10 protein-coding genes are annotated in these 15,885 nt (G+C 56.6%); 3 read left to right on the top strand and 7 right to left on the bottom strand.

All coding sequences use genetic code 11. The features are described 5' to 3' along the window. Window positions 1-40: 40 nt before the first annotated feature. Window positions 41-10,069, bottom strand: coding sequence for a BapA/Bap/LapF family large adhesin (locus ACT9TW_RS22905; protein WP_446493784.1), 10,029 nt, complete (start codon window positions 10,067-10,069; stop codon window positions 41-43). Window positions 10,070-10,755: 686 nt separating this feature from the next. Between ACT9TW_RS22905 and ACT9TW_RS22900 the strand changes: the two genes are divergently transcribed. Genes ACT9TW_RS22900 through ACT9TW_RS22890 form a run of 3 tightly spaced genes read left to right on the top strand, consistent with a single transcriptional unit; the run spans window position 10,756 to window position 12,614 of the window. Continuing rightward, on the top strand, window positions 10,756-11,292 hold the full coding sequence (locus tag ACT9TW_RS22900) for a tetratricopeptide repeat protein (RefSeq protein ID WP_315686540.1): 537 nt from the start codon (window positions 10,756-10,758) through the stop codon (window positions 11,290-11,292). A 60-nt stretch (window positions 11,293-11,352) separates the two neighbouring features. Further along, entirely contained in the window at window positions 11,353-11,829 is a 477-nt protein-coding gene (locus ACT9TW_RS22895; protein WP_446493866.1) for a sigma-70 family RNA polymerase sigma factor, read from the top strand. Then, on the top strand, window positions 11,826-12,614 hold the full coding sequence (locus ACT9TW_RS22890) for an anti-sigma factor family protein (RefSeq protein ID WP_446493783.1): 789 nt from the start codon (window positions 11,826-11,828) through the stop codon (window positions 12,612-12,614). The genes ACT9TW_RS22895 and ACT9TW_RS22890 overlap by 4 nt, the downstream gene beginning before the upstream one ends. Here ACT9TW_RS22890 and ACT9TW_RS22885 read toward each other — a convergent pair. The 6 genes from ACT9TW_RS22885 to rhaD all read right to left on the bottom strand — a co-directional run bounded on the left by ACT9TW_RS22885 (window position 12,594) and on the right by rhaD (window position 15,883). After that, a complete protein-coding gene (locus tag ACT9TW_RS22885) occupies window positions 12,594-13,169 on the bottom strand; it encodes a YceI family protein (RefSeq protein WP_446493782.1) in 576 nt (191 codons plus the stop codon). The genes ACT9TW_RS22890 and ACT9TW_RS22885 overlap by 21 nt on opposite strands. A 99-nt stretch (window positions 13,170-13,268) precedes the next feature. Beyond that, the gene (locus ACT9TW_RS22880) at window positions 13,269-13,613 is read right to left on the bottom strand and encodes a cupin domain-containing protein (RefSeq protein ID WP_182062145.1); all 345 of its coding nucleotides are present in this window, start codon (window positions 13,611-13,613) and stop codon (window positions 13,269-13,271) included. Between the two features lie 130 nt (window positions 13,614-13,743). Continuing rightward, complete coding sequence (locus ACT9TW_RS22875) at window positions 13,744-14,100, bottom strand: hypothetical protein (RefSeq protein WP_182062144.1); 357 nt, start codon at window positions 14,098-14,100, stop codon at window positions 13,744-13,746. A gap of 196 nt (window positions 14,101-14,296) precedes the next feature. Further along, a complete protein-coding gene (locus ACT9TW_RS22870) occupies window positions 14,297-14,572 on the bottom strand; it encodes a hypothetical protein (RefSeq protein ID WP_446493781.1) in 276 nt (91 codons plus the stop codon). A gap of 4 nt (window positions 14,573-14,576) precedes the next feature. Continuing rightward, window positions 14,577-14,780 (bottom strand): hypothetical protein, encoded by a 204-nt coding sequence (locus ACT9TW_RS22865; RefSeq protein WP_446493780.1) that lies wholly within the window; start codon window positions 14,778-14,780, stop codon window positions 14,577-14,579. 275 nt (window positions 14,781-15,055) lie between these two features. Then, the gene (rhaD, locus tag ACT9TW_RS22860) at window positions 15,056-15,883 is read right to left on the bottom strand and encodes a rhamnulose-1-phosphate aldolase (RefSeq protein ID WP_446493779.1); all 828 of its coding nucleotides are present in this window, start codon (window positions 15,881-15,883) and stop codon (window positions 15,056-15,058) included. Between the last annotated feature and the right edge of the window lie 2 nt (window positions 15,884-15,885).

The following is a 15,885-nucleotide window of genomic DNA, read 5'->3' as shown; positions in this document are numbered from 1 at the left end:
ATGCCCGGGCGGCAAGCGCCCGGGTCATTATTTTCGGCTGTCAGGTAATGATGTTGTGGTGCTGATTTACAAGCTCGTCGAAGGTGGTCTGAACATTATCCAGGGTGACCAGTGTGGTTTTGGCGTAAGCACTTCCTGTGCCGTCGCGGTCGATGGAAATCACGGTGTTACTTCCGTTAGTGGAGACGGACACATAGTTACCGAGCGACGATGTCTGGCCGTTCCAGCCCACCAGCAGATCGCCGATATCGATCTTATCCCCCTGCGAAACAGAGAAGTTGGTCCAGTGATCGCCGGTGCCGTTGCCCCCGGTACCGGCACCTGTGGTGGTATCGAGCACGTGATAAATCAGCGTGTCGCCATAGGCACTGCCGGTCATGATGTCGCTGTGGTTGGTGCTGGTCATCTGCGGTGACAGGTTGATGGTCAGCGAGGCGGTATCGGTCGTGCCGTTGGCGGCGGTCAGGGTGTAGCTGAAGACCTCTTTACTGGTCATGGTGGAAAGCGAGATCCCGCTGTTCAGCGTGTAGGTGTAGCTGCCGTCCACGCCAATAGAGAGCGTGCCGTAATGCCCGACAATCGACGTGCTGGCGCTGCTGGTGGTGTACGGATCAAGCGTGGTGACATGGCCGTCATACCCGGTGATGCTCAGACGGGTGTTCACCGATGCCAGCTGATCCAGCGCCCCCTGCGAATCCGTACCGTCGTAGATATTGCCCGTCACCAGATGCCCGGCGGTGGTTTCGAAGTTATTGAGGAACACCGAGGTGCCTGTTACGGATGGGGTGATCGTAATGCCGCCCACACCCAGTGGCCCCGCGGTACCGGTAAAGCTCAGGGTGTATGTCCCTGCATCCAGATCCAGCCCGCTCAGGTTGATGGTGGTGGAGCCACCGCTAAACGAGCTGGAGGCAATCGGCGTTGAAGACCCTTGCAGGGTAATCGACCAGGTGACGCCTAGCCCGCCCAGCGGCAGCACGGATGCAATGTCAAAGTGCAGCACCACATTGTGCAGCGCGGTGTTCGGGTCGACGGTAAAGGTGCCGCTACCGGAGGCGCGGGTGGTACTCAGCAGGGCGGCCTGCCAGCTTGCGCTGCCAACGGAGGTATCGCTCCAGGCTGCGATGTGCTGTGTGGCATCAAAGGTCACCAGTTTGCTGACATCGTCGATGGCATCCAGCGCGTGCGGCGTTGGGGTGATGTTGAGCGACGCGCTGTCCTTGTGCCCGGTCGAGTCGGTAATGGTGTAGACAAAGGTATCCGGGGTGCGGATTTTGTCCGCCCCGGTGCCGGCTTTCAGGGTGTAGCTGTAGTGACCCTGAGCATCAATGGTCAGTGTGCCGTACAGCCCCTGAATGGTTGTGGTGCCGGTTGCGTTAACCTGCACGCCGTTCACTTCGGTCACCGTGGCGGTCACGCCGGTTGGCAGGATGTCGTCCGCCATCACGTTACCGGTGGTCGAACCGTCGGTGCTGGATACGGTGTAAACGTGATCCTCAAGCACGTTCAGGGTGTAGCCAGTCAGGGCGGTGATCCCCGATGCGGTATTCAGCAGGAACAGATACTGCCCGGCCGGGAGATCCAGCGTTAGCTTGCCGGACGTGCCGCCCAGCAGCGGCGCGGTCAGCCAGCTTTTATCGTAACGATACTGCTGGTAGGTCTGGGTTGCGGCGTTGAACTTATAGACGTAAAGGTCAAACACCGAGCCGATGGCTACCCCGCCAACGCTTGCCTGCAACGTCATGGTGCGGGTGGTGCCCTGATCGACGTTATAGATAATCGGGTTGCTGAGGTTACTTAGCACGTCAAGACTCAGCACGTTGCCCAGACTGACGCCCACCACCGTGAACCCGCCCTGGGATGATGTCCCGTTGTCGATGGCATGAACGCTGGTATCGAAAGTGAAGCTTGTCGCGTCATCTACAGCCGTCGCGTGGGCGACCGTTGCCCCGGAGCTGGTGCCAAGCGAAATCTCCAGCTGGGCGCTGGCGGTTGAGCCGTTGTGCGCGATGGTATAGGTGAAGTTCTCCGTGCGGCCGTTGGCGCTGGCACTGGTGGTGGTCAGCGTGTAGGTGTAGCTCCCGTTGGCGCTGATGGTCAAGTCGCCGTACAGACCGTGAACCACGGTGGTGCCGCTGGCATTAACCGTCGTCACCTGGCCCTGCGCGTTCGTCACCTGGGTGACCAGCGTGCCGGACGGCGCGTTGTCGCTGCCGGAGACGGCATCGTTGTCGGTTATCACGTTACCCGCAACGTTCAGGTTGCTGCCAACAATGGTGCCCGCACTGGTTTGCGTGACGTCTACATCGAGGCTGCTGTAAGCCCCTGTTGCCAGCAGGCTGGTATTGTAGGTCAGCACCCGATACTGCCCCTGAGGCAGCCCGGTCAGGTTCAGGGAAACCCCGTTCGCCCCGAGGGTCAACAGGTTCAGCGTGCTGCCATCCCCGGAGTCCACCACAGTGGTCCAGACGTTGTTGGTGGCATCCCAGTGCTGCACCACAATCTGCATGGTGTTGAGCAAGCTGAGCACCGCGCCCGTCCCGTAGGCGTTAATACTGATATTGGCCGACGCTCCCGTGTCAACGTTGAAGGTGACCTGCGCGCTGTTGTTCCCCAGCAGCGAGAGCACATTACCTACCGCGCCCACCAGCAGCAGACCGTAATCGCTGTACTGGGCATCGGTCACCGTCGCCGTGGTGGTGAAGTTCAGCTCGTCGAGGTTATTCGCGGCAGACAGCGGCAGGTTAGGGGCGATAGCCTGCCCCGGCAGCGAAGTGTTACCTGCGGCATCGGTCGCGTTCAGCGTCAGTGTTCCCCCTTCGGTTTGCTTGTTGGCAAAGGTCAGAGAGAAGACACCGCTGGCGTTGGCAGTCGTGGTGTAGGTGGTGCCATCCGGCAGGCGAATGGTGACCGTGCTGCCCGCTTCGGCTTGACCGGTCAGCACGCTGCCATCGGCGTTAAAGGTGCCTGTCGGGATGCCAGGTGCGGTGGTATCCACAACCACGGCAATGCTGCCCGAAACCGGGCCGGTACCCGTGCCGTTGGAGGCGGTTGCTGTGAACGTATGCGCACCTTCGCTCAGGGCGGGCGCGGTAAAGCTCCAGTTGCCGTTCACGTCAGCGGTGACTGTGCCCATCGACACCCCGTTGTTAAACAGGGTCACCGTTGAGCCTGGCTGCGCGGTCCCTGCAAGCGTTGGGGTGGTGTCGTCGGTACTCTGCCCGTTACTCAGCGTGCCTTTCACCGTACCGAAATCATCGGTCACGGTGTTGATGACTGGCGCGCCCGGCAGAGTGGTAAACGGTGCGATGACCGGGGAAGAAAGCCCGACATTGCCCGCTTTATCGGTGGCAAAGGCCAGCAGCGTTTCGCCACTGGTCTGTGCAGGGTTGATGGTGGCGGTAAAGTTGCCGTTACCGTCCGCCGTGGCGGTGCCGAGCACCGTACCACCGCTGGTGGTGATGGTTACGGTGCTGCCTGCTTCCGCTGTACCCGTTACGCGCGTTCCGACGTTAACCACCGCCAGCCCGCCCGGCACCAGTGGCGCAACGGTATCCACCACAATAGAGGTGACAGGGGAGGCGGCACTGGTGTTGCCTGCCGCATCCGTGGCGGTAACGGTAAAGTTATGCTGCCCGTCGCTGAGGATGGTGGTGGTCTGTGGCAGGCTCCAGTTGCCGTTGGCATCTGCGGTAACCTGGCCGACAAGCGTGGTGCCATCGTAAATTCTTACCACGCTGTTGGCTTCTGCGGTGCCGTTCAGCGCAGGCTGCGTATCGTTGGTCGGGGTGGTACTGGTCACTGGCCCGGTGATGCTGCCCACATCGTCCACGATGGAGGTAATGGCTGGCGCGTTCGGTGCGGTCGCATCCACCACCAGGGTGAAGGTATTTGAATCACCGCTGACGTTGCCTGCCGGATCGCTGGCGGTGGCCCTGAGCGTGTGTGAGCCATCGGTAAGCGGGCTGGTTGGGGTAAAGCTCCAGCTGCCGTTGGTGGCGACTACACTGCCCAGCAGAGTGCTGCCATCGTAAATACGTACCAGTGAACCCGCCACTGCCGTGCCGCTCAGGGTTGGTTTGTTGTCGTCCGTCAGTTGACCACTGGTGAGATTGCCAATGTTCGGTCCTGTGTCATCAGCCACGGTGAGGATAACCGGCGGAGCCGGCGGCGTGGTATCGACGGTCAGCTGGAACGGTGCAGACGGGTTGCTGATGTTACCGGCTGTATCTACCGCCCGTGCCGTGAAGCTGTGGGTGGTTTCGCTCAGGTTGGCGCTCAGCTGCAACGACCAGTTGCCGTTGATATCGGCGTTTGTCGTGCCGATGAGCGTACCTCCGTCATAGACGTTGACCGTGGCGAGCGGCTCGCTGGTGCCTTTCAGCAGCGGCTGGGCGTCATCGGTGAGCTGCCCGGTGCCCAGTGGCCCCTGAATGGTGCCGAAATCATCCACTGCCTGCGTGATGGCCGGTGCGGCAGGCGGCGTCAGGTCAACCACCAGCACATACGGCGGGGAGGCCGGGCCTACGTTTCCGACTACATCGGTGGCGGTAAAGGTGAAGCTGTGGCTGCCCTCTGTCAGTGCGGCGGGGGTGTAAGCCCAGAATCCTGAGCCGTCTGCCGTGACCTGACCAATTTGCTTGCCATTGTCGTAGACGGTGATCAGGGCATTGCCTTCCGTGGTGCCGTTAAAGGCTGGTGTGGTGTCGTTGGTGGAATCGCCATTGGCCAGAGTCACCGTCGTACCCACGTTGTCGATTACGCTTGCGACTATCGGGGCAACTGGCGCGCTGGTATCTACCGTGAAGGTCACGGTTGTGCTGCCGGTGCTGGTATTCCCGGCCGGGTCGGTGGCGGTGATGACCAGGCTGTGCAGCCCGTCGGCCAGATTTGCGGTCGGGGTAAAAGTCCATGTGCCCCCCGCAGTGACCACTGCGGTACCAATTTCGTTTGCGCCATCTTTGATGTGGATGGTGGTGCCGGCATCCCCGGTGCCGCTCAGGGTCGGACGATTGTCATCGGTGCGACCGTTAGCTGCTATTTGCCCGGTAATCGAACCCACATCGTCCAGGACGCCGGTGACGGCAGGTGTGGCCGGAGCTGTGGCATCGACGGTGATGGCGAAAACAGGCGTGGTAGTGGACACGTTGCCCGCATCGTCGTTGGCATAAATGCGCAGGTTATGTACGCCATCAGTCAGGGCCGTGGTTGGGGTGAAGCTCCAGACGCCGCCGCTCACAATCGCCGTACCTATCTGCACGCCGTTATCCAGAATGTGAATGACATTGCCTTCGCTGCCCGTACCGCTCAGGGTCGGTAGGTTGTCGTTGGTCAACTGACCGTTGGTGAGATTGCCCACGCTTCCCTGCACATCGTCATAGACCGTATCCAGCGTTGGCTGTGCGGGCGGTGTGGTAGAGATAGTAATACCATAGCTGTCCGACACCGTACTCTGGTTGCCCAGCGGATCGGTTGCCGCCACCGTGAAGCTGTGCTGACCGTCTGCCAGCGCTTTCGAAGGCGTAAAGGTCCAGTTGCCGTTGACGTCGGCCAGTGCCGTACCCAGCACCGTGCCGTTATCGCTGATGGTCACCGTGCTGCCCGCTTCGGCTTTGCCATTCAGGGTTGGTGTGGTGTCGTTGGTGGACGCGTTCTTGTCGATGCCGCCCACGTACAGCGGAACGTCGTCAGTAATGGTCGTGATCGTCGGTTTATCTGGTGCAGTGGTGTCGATGACCACCATAAATGGCATGGAAGGCAGGCTGGTAATGCCCAGGTGAGTCACGGTAATGGTATAGGTGTGAAGCCCATCCAACTGGGGGACGGGAGTGAAGGACCATGCTCCATTTGCCACCGCCGTCGCGACGCCAATCGGCAGCCCGTTATCAAAGATGGTGATGATATCGCCCACGCCTGCGGTGCCGCTCAGGGTTGGGGTGTTATCGTTAGTGGATTGCCCGTTGGTCAGCGGCCCGGTGTAAGGCGGAACATTGTCAGTGACTGCATCGATAACCGGAATGCCCACAGAAATCAGATCGATAGTCACGCTGGCGGCGGCGGAGAGATCGCTGGTGGCAGAACCCACCGTGGCCGTGGCGGTAAAGCTGTGTGTGCCCGAGACAAGCGGTGTGGTCAGCTGATAGCTCCAGCTTGTCTGGCTTGCACCCAGCGTGAAGGTGGTCAGGAGCAGCCCGTCCTGGTACAGGTTCACGGTGCTGCCTGCGGCAGCCGTACCGTTCAGCACCGGCAGCGTATCGTCTGAAGTACTGCCTTTCACGTTCCCTACCAGGGTGCCAACGTCATCGATAATGGTGTCGATAGTGGGTGGCTGAACGGTGCCGGTGACCTGGTAGCTGGCAGGATCGCTGGTGTTCCCGGCTTTGTCTTCGGCGGTCACGGTCAGGTTATTTCCTGACGTCTGGGGGCTGGTCAGAGTAATGCTGAAGTGGTTGTTGGAATCGGCGGTGCCGGTACCAATCAGGTTGTTGTTGGCATCGCGAATTTCCACCGTAGAGCCTGCTTCAGCCGTACCGGACAGCGTGGTGCCCTGCACGTTAATGCTGATATCAGAAGGCTGCGCAGGCGCTAAGGTATCTACCGTCACGGTAATCGGCGCACCGCTCGCGCTGACGTTCCCGGCTTCGTCTTTTGCTGTAGTGCTGAAGGTGTGATCGCCCTGGCCCAGCGCCGATGGCTGGAAGTTCCAGTTGCCGTTGATATCAACCGTCGCCGTACCAATCGGACTTTTGGTGCTGTTATAGTCGTCGTAAATGGTGATCACATCACCCGCTGAACCTGTTCCGCTCAGCACCGGGCGCGGATCGTTGGTGGCGCCGTTATTGGCGATAACCCCGGTGAATGCATCCACGTTATCGGTAATGGTCGGGGCCGACGGTGTGGCTGGCGGATCGGTATCAATAATAATGGTCGCCCCGTGCGAGGCGGCGCTCTCATTGCCCGCGCCGTCTTTGTCGGTGGCGGTCAGGGTGATGTTGTAAGTTCCGTTCGGCAGTGGCGTTGTAGGCGTCCAGCTCCAGTGGCCGGTATCATCAACCTCGGCGGTGCCCAGCACCGCGTTGCCGTTGTAGATGGTGATCACATCCCCTTTTGTGCCGGTTCCGCTCAGGGTCGGCGTGGTATCGCGGGTTGGCTGCCCTGGTGCGAGTATGACGTCCGTGCCGTCCGGGTTCACGGTGACAACCGGGGTGGACGGGGCATCTGGCGCAATGGTATCCACCACCACGTTAAACGTGCTGGAAGTGGTGGTGTTCCCGGCGGCATTGATGGCGACCGCCGTAATGCTGTGCGACCCTTCGCCAAGCGGCAGAGACGGAGTAAAACTCCAGTTGCCGGAGGCATCTACCGTTGCGTTGCCCAGGAACTTGCTGCCGTCGTAAATGGCAACGGTGCTACCCACATCCGTTTTCCCTTCGAAAAGGGGCTGGGTGTCATCGGTCGGTTGACCACTGGTGACCGGGCCTTTCACGCTGCCCACATCATCGGTTACGTTATCAATTGTCGGTTTGCCAGGGGCTACCGTTGAAAGGTTAAGTACAAAACTGGTGGCGGTGGTGCTGTGGTTACCCGCGGCATCGACGGCCACAAAACTCAGGTTGTGTGTCCCGGTGACAAAGGCGGAGGCACTGGAAGGAGTCCATGTCCATGACCCGTTTGGCGCGACCAGCGCAGTACCTATGATATTGCCGTTTTCCATTACGTTAATGGTAGCGCCAGCCTCCCCGGTGCCGTTAAAGGTTGGGGTGGTGTCGTTGGTGAGCTGCCCGCTGGTGATATTCCCTGTACTGGCCGCAGCATCGTCAATCACCTGGCTGATAGCAGGGGCGTTCGGGGCGCTGGTATCGACGGTAATGCTCCAGGTGGCGGACCAGCCGCTCTCCAGACCATGGCTGTCTACCGCTTTTGCCGTAATGACGTTCCCGCCTTCTACCAGATGCACATCCGCCGGGAAGCTCCAGGTCCCGTCAGGCAAAATCACCGTCGAGCCAATTGTATTGCCGTTGGTGTACAGGTCCAGCGTAGTGCCCGCTTCGCCTTTACCGTAGATGGTAGGGTGGTTGTCGTTTGTGATGCCGCCATTAGCCACGCTGCCGGTGAAGTCAGCCTGGTTATCCGTCACGCCGATTATCTCTGGCGTTTGCGCTGGTGTCGTGTCTGGCGCAACGGTACTGGCCGGATCGCCGGTATTGCCTGCCGGGTCGGTTGCCCGTGCGGTTAAGGTTTCACCGTTGTTTTGTGCCGGGTTGAGTGTGATTATAAAGTTACCCTGATCGTCCACCAGCGCCGTTCCCACGGTGCCCGTGCTGTTGGTCACGGTCACCGTGCTGCCCGCTTCAGCTTTACCGGTTAGCTCCGTACCATCTGCTGAGACATCCAGGTCGGTCGGTGCGGCCGGTGGCGTGGTATCCGGGGCGGTGGCATGGGCCGGCTGGCTGGTGTTGTTTGCGCCATCGGTTGCCGTGACGTCCAGCAGCTCACCGTTTTTTTGCGCCGGGGAGATGGTTACGTCGAAATGACCGTTATTGTCGGTGGTTCCCGTACCAATTTGCTGGCCGTTTTCCCCCTTCACGATAATGGTACTGCCCGGCTCGGATGTACCGGTAACGTGGTCGCCATCATGAGATACCGCCACGCCATCAGGAATCGCCGGTGGTGTGGTGTCCGGGGCATTCAGGTTTGCCGGGGCGCTCGGGTTACCGGCTTCGTCAGTGGCGATTACCGATATTTTTTCACCGTTGGTGAGAGCAGGCGAGAGCGTAAGGGTGAAGTGGCCAGTCCCGTCTGTGGTGGTGGTTCCAATCACCGTTCCGGCGCTGTTTTTGATGGTAACAATGCTGCCAGCTTCGGCCGTGCCGGTGACCTGATCCCCCGTGCCGTTAATCTGTGCAACCGGGGTAGCAGGTGGCTGAGTGTCGATAATAAAGTTCAGAGGTTTGGTCATGCCGCTGGTGTTGCCTGCGGGATCGGTTTCAGTGAGCGTCAGGGAGTGCGCGCCTTCTGAAAGCGCCTTACCTGGGGTAAAGCTCCAGTTTCCATTCGCATCTACCGCGGTTTCGCCAATTTTCACCCCTTTGTCATACAGGGTGATGGTATCGCCCGGGTCACCTTTTCCGCTCAACACGGGCTTGCCGGCATGGGTGTACTGACCGCTCAGGATCGGAATGGCGCTGGAGCCTGTGCGATCGCTGGCGCTCAGCACGCCGGGTGTGGCGGGTGGAGTGGTATCTATTATCACGATAAACGGTGGAGACGCAGGACCCGTGTTACCTGCGCTATCGGTGGCTTTTGAGGTAATGCTGTGCGCGCCTTCGCTCAAATCTGAAGAGGGAGTGAATTGCCATTTGCCGTCACTGCCCGCAGTCACCGTGCCGATGGCCTTACCGTTGTCATAAATTGTCACCTTCGCGCCAGCTTCCGCCACGCCGCTGAAGGTAGGGCGCGTATCATCGGTACTTTGACCGCGAGAGAGTGCCCCCTGAATTGAGCCAACATCATCACTGGCACCGGCGATCGTCGGGGCCGCCGGGGCGGTGGTATCAGGATCGACCGGGTCTACCGGTGTAGTGGGGTCTGTTGGATCGGTGCCAGGGTTTCCGCCATTGCCGCCACTACTGTGACCGCCACCACCCCCACCGCCACCACCTGCCGCAAGGGCAATGCCCCCTGCCGCGGCAACACCGCCAAGTACCCAGGGCCATACGGCGCCACCGGTTGCGGACTCTGTACCCGCTGCGGCAAGCAGGACATCCGTGGAAGCGATGGATTCGAAATGCACCACCGCCGGATCATCAACCCACCACAGCAGGCCGCCATCCTCTTCAAGTACCAGCTGGCTAAGTCCCTGCGCATCCGCAACATAAAAGTTCTTAATGGTGATGGTTTCACCGGAGTGCAGGGTGATAACCAGATCGTTGCTACTGCGGGCAAAGTGATCAATATCGGAGCGCTCAAGGTGGAGTTTAATGACAGAAGAGTGGGTCAGAGTGACCTGAGTGCCTTCTGTGGTTGACTCCACACCAGTCAGTTTTGAGATGACAGATATTTTGCTCATAGGGTAACGGCTCCCGGCAGCGATACTATTTGGATTAGCAACTCTCTTTTGGTTTCTTCAGAGCGAGCGAGACCCGCCAGTTTGAAGAGTGGCTACGCGCGTAAAACATATTATTTGTTGTCGATGGTGATATTCTCAGTGTTTATTTTCGATAAGACCCTTTCATTAATGTTGTTATTATTTAATTGCCTATAAAAAGGATATAGCTATAAACAGGTGATTGCGCAAATTTAGCGCCAGTGAATAAATGCAGAATGACATGGATGATTGTGGTATTTAATTTTATTGTTAATAATCAGTTTATTAGTGTTTTTTGTGGCATTCTTACTTAAGAGGAATAGTGATTAATTTGCGATAGGGAGCCTTGTTTTTGTGATGCTGGCTTATTTTATTTATATAGCTACTTAACGGCAGCTTAACAGATGTTTAAGCCTCATTATATTAATGAGGGAATATGATATATTATCCTTTAAATTATTTAATGGTGTAGTGGCGTGATAAATATAATCTGCTAGCACTATTTTTATAATCATAATTGGCGTGAATATGTATTAAAAATACGCATTATCTGTTGTGGGTATCACCACCCCTTTTCGCTGAAAAAAGTGCACCAGGTGATGAATAAAAAATCCAGGTCACGCGTTAACTGCATGAACACCCACTGTGCATTTATCCTGGAGCAGAACATGAAAACGTTGACCACGACTCGTTACCTTGCCGTTTCAGCACTGGTGCTTTTCCTGCAATCCCCACTTGCGCTGGCGATGGGTAATAATAGTACTGAGAGTAAAACGCCTGATTGCCCGTCCGGGCAGGTATACGACAGCGTAAGCCAGAAATGTGTACCGGATAAAACCAGCAGTCTGAGCGATCAGGACAAAACCAACTATGCCTATCATCTGGCAAAAAAAGGGGAGTATCAGGCAGCATTGAACCTGCTCGATACCCTGAAAAACAGCAATACGGCAGAAGCCTGGAACTACCGGGGCTACGCGACACGTAAGCTTGGCCGCACGGATGAAGGGATTGGCTATTACCAGCGTTCGCTTGCCCTGGAGCCTAACTACGCCAAAGCCCGTGAATACCTGGGCGAAGCCTGGATGGTAAAAGGTCGCCCCGATCTGGCAAAAGAACAGCTGAAAGTTATTGCCGGTATTTGTGGCCAGAACTGCGAAGAGTATCGCGATTTGCAGGCCGCCATTAACGGACACTCTGAGTCCTGAGCCCCGTGGGAGGAGCTAAAAATCACAACCAGTGACGTTCGCCAGCAGCTTGCAGCACACCTGACGCGCCTGTGGCGCTACGGGCTGGTGTTGTCGCGAAATCGTGATATTGCCGAAGAGTTGGTTCAGTCCACCTGCGTGCGTGCGCTCGAAAAGAGCGCGCAGTTTACGCCGGGTACGCGCATCGACAGGTGGCTGTTTTCGATTCTGCATTCGATATGGGTTTCCGATCTGCGTACGCGTCGTGTCCGGCAGGGGCAGGGCTTTGTGGAAAGCGACGAACTGGAAGCGCCAGACACCCGCGAAAGCAATGATGACAGCCTGCGTTACCGGCAAATTATGCAGCGGGTGAATGCGCTGCCTGAGGCACAACGGAATACCGTGTTTTTAGTTTATGTTGAAGGGTTTACCTATCAGGAGGCGGCGGACACGTTAGCGGTTCCTGTTGGCACGATCATGAGTCGTTTAGCCACCGCGCGCGCGACGCTGGTGAAGTCGTTTGACCTGCCGCCCACTGCAAAGGAGAAACGCTCTTGAAAACTACCCGTTTTACTCCCCCGTATCACGACGATGCCATTGTCACCTGGCTGGATGGCGAGATGCAGAGCGAGGATGCGCGCCAGTTTGAACAGTATCTGCAACGTGATGAACAGCTTGCCGGGCGCACGGTTGAATTGCGTAAAAGCCATCAGGATTATCAAAGCGCGTTTGCCCCGTTACTTAACGAAGCGCCACTGGCCCGAATGCAGGAACGGCTGGAGGCACATCTGGCCGTCAATCCGCCGCCGCAGGCAAATGTCAGCCGCCGCGCATTAATTGCAGCATCGCTGAGCTTTTTGGTGCTGGGAACTGGCGTGGGGTATCTGGTGCGAACATCGTCGGGAGAGCGCGACGAGAGTGCGCAGATCCGCGATCTGGAAGCGCAATATATGTCGCTTTACAGTACCGAAACGCTGGTGGACGCCGACAGTGCCGCGCCGGTGCTTCAACGTGGTCTGGCCCGCACCGCACAGGACCTGGGGCTACAGCTGGATGAACAGCAGCTGATGCTGCCGGGGGCCGAGCTGAAGATGGTGCGTATTTTACGTTACGAACGCACGTCGATTGCGCAGATTGCCTGGCTTCATCACGACTATGGCCCGATGGCGCTGTGTATTTCCGCCACGGACACGGGGGAGACAACGCCGGTTAAACAGGAAAAACGACACAGCATGAACCTGGCCTGGTGGAATCATCGCGGGCATCAGTATGTGCTGATTGGCCGAAACCCGGCCTCAGAACTCCAGGCAACGGCGCAGGCGCTACTGCGGGTTATTGGCTGACCCGGACAGTGGATGCGCCCCAATATTAATATCGATAGCAATGCGGTCGTCCACAACCATCGCGAAGCGATCCAGACCGAATGCCGAACGCGAGATAGCGGTAGTGGCATGGAGAGTCAGCGACGATGGAGATTGCTCTTCAAGTGTGACGTCCAGAATGACCGGACGACGTATCTCCCGCACGTCCAGAACGCCAAACACCCGAAAATGCCCCTTCTGGAGGGTAACGACCCGGTCGCTGATAAATGCGATTGTCGGATAGCGCTCGGCGTCGAAAAACATATTACTTTTGAGCTGCCATGTGAGAAGGCTGTTGGACGCCACCAGCGTCGCAACCGGGATCGTCACCTGGATCTGGTCATTAAATTCGTTATCAGGATCGAGGGTGACTCTTCCGGTGACGTCTTTCAGCCACGCCTGGGAAAGGATCCCACCAAATGCGCGCCACGACAGCACAATGCCTGTTTTCTGCTGGTCGATGTCATAACGAACGGGTGCCGCAAGCAGCATCGGGCTGAATAAAATGACAATCAACAGGGTGGCAAAACGCGTCATACAAGGCTCTCCATCATTCCGGTATAGTGTTAACGCCTGGAGCAGAGATTTTATTCGGCCCGTGACAACAAACCCGGCACAAAGAGGCCGGGTTTTCAGTCAGGCGATGTGGACGATATCGACGGAGATTTCGATGGCAGGAAGTGTTCCGCGATTTTCGAGCCAGTGCGTTGTGTCGTGATCTTCCGGCCATCCCACGCCGGGGCCGTAATCGGTGGCAATACCGTTTCGGTGATCGGTGATGGTGCCCTGTAAAATGTAGACCGTGCCTGGACGGTCGATATGGTTATGCACAGGCCCGAAAACGCCGCCCGGCGCGATGGTGACCCTGCGCATACGTAACTGACGACCTTCCATGCCAGCAATTTCAGGACCCAGATCAACACTCGTCAACAGCTCGACCGTGACACCGCAGGTTTCTGGCGCCACTTCTTCAATATTCATGTGCGTGTACCTCTCTTCAGGGGATGAAGAATGTGCGGTCTTTACGCTTCAATATTAGCGGTTTCAGGTGGAATGAAAGGGGAAAAGGGTGGGGAAATAAAAAAGGCCGCTCTCGCGACCTTTTCGGACATTATTCAGTGACTTTCTTTTCCAGCTCGGCTGCGCCTTCTTTGGTTTTGTTCCAGCCTTTTTCAGCCCCTTCTTTGGTTGCATCCCAACCTTTTTCGGTGCCTTCTTTGGTTTTATGCCAGGCTTTCTGGGAGTCTTCACTCACCTTACTGGAGAAGTTCTCGCTCTTACCTTCAGCGGCATGTTGCTTTTTCAGCTTAAGCTCTTCGCCTTTGTTCTGCTCTTCGTGCAGCTTTTGCTTCGCGTCGTTGGCATTAGCCGTAGCGGCAGCAACGGTATCGTCGGTGGCATGTGTGGTCGCGGCAAAAACAGGAGAAGCCAGCAGAACGGCAGATAATGCAATAATTGTTTTTTTCATCATACATCCTCAATTAACATTTTCGTATTATGAGCGTGATTAAGAATGGCATGATGAATGCGGGGAAGGCTTTAGGAAAAAACTGTAAATGGTCAGCGACTTCCCGCGCATTATATTTCAGGGTCTGATTACCCGAGTATTAAATAACCCATTTCGACCAGCGCTGAGAGCGTCAGGAGAATGAACAGTACAACAACTATTGGCCTGTACATTGTTGATATCCATCCATATTGATATTTTCGTCTGTGACGAACTCCTCATACCCCAGCAGCCACTCCTCTTTTAACCAGTCGGTCAGTTGGCTGGAGAATGAAATAATATCGCCGGTCTCGACATCTTTTATACAATATTTACCCAGTACAACCTGGGCGCGTTTATCCCGTATTTTGTGAACTTTTTGCCCCTTTTTGAGGAACACGTTGTTCAGCCGTTTCATGGCCGCAGAGGTCGATACCGCGTACGTTTTCAGCATCGTGTTAGCCTCTTTTTCCGCCGCCAGTGGCAGGATGCGTATCGAGCGTTATCTCATCCAGATACTTGTTGTATAAGGTATTAAATTCCTCTCTTACCTCTGCCGGCATATTCCCCGTCAGAGCGTCTACTGAATGTGTGTGGGTGGTTGCATCCATCATTGCAAACGATTGCGCTATAAAATCAAGGCTTTGAAGTGTAATTTCCATTTTATTCTCTACCCGGTTCCATTATTTATCAGATAAGAATTTTCCCAACGCCAGTAATTTTCCACTTGCCGCGCTAAAGAACCTTGATATAAATCAACATAGCTTTTCAGGTTTTTATTATTTATTAATTAAAATATGCTGTTATTTCGGTTGGTGATTATTTCGTTGAGTGATTTATGTTGTGGTACAGGTATGGCGGGGGAGTGGGCAATACGACGCAGGCAGTGTATTTCTGACACTGCCTGCGGGGAACATCCTTACTTCTTGCTGGCGGATTAAAGCCCGAACGTCTCTTCCAGCTCTCGCATGTCGTTCATGCTTACGCCTTCCGGCTCGAAGCCGCTTGCAAGACACATTAAGTGCAGCTTGGCGCCTTTGTTGGCGACATCGACGAAATCAAAGGCCTGCAACGCATCAATACCGGTGGCAACAGCGCCGTGTTTTTCCCAGATGGCCACATCGTGATGACTCAGCTGCGTGGTTGTGCCATCCGCCATTACCTGACTACCTGGCATACAGTAAGGGACGATGCCGATACCGCGCGGAACGAAGGCGCGAACTTCAGGGAGCATCTGCCAGCAGGCCTGGGTGTAGGCTTTGCTGTCATGGGCATATTTTGGATGGTGAGAAAGGGCGATAAGCTCAAGTGGATGCGTGTGCACCACGCAGCGGTCAGGGCGACCAGCGCGCTGTTTATCCATGATAATTTCGACATGAGAGATAAATTCGCTGGTGGGTTTGTAATCAGACTGACCGCGACCGCCCCACAGCAGGTGATAACCTTGTGCTTTGTCATCAATACGCAGCACACAACCCGCGAGCGTAGGGTCGCGCAGTTCGCGAATACGTTCCCCGGTTCCCTTCACGAAGAAAATATGGCCTGCACTGTCGGCCGGGAAGGCGCTGCTGCCCCCAACCATAGACAGCGGGCAGTGCGGGAACTGGTCAAGATTGAAGGGTACTTCGCCGAAGATATCCGTCAAATCTACCGAGATGTTGCCACCATTACGCTCTGCCCATTCTCGTTGCCACAGGTAGGCGGAGACTTCGATCACTTTTTCTATTTCAGCACGAACGGCCGCGTTCAATTCAACGTTACGCATGA

This window comes from Enterobacter sp. C4G1 (genome assembly GCF_052886895.1).
This window is presented reverse-complemented; position numbering and strand designations above follow the sequence as displayed.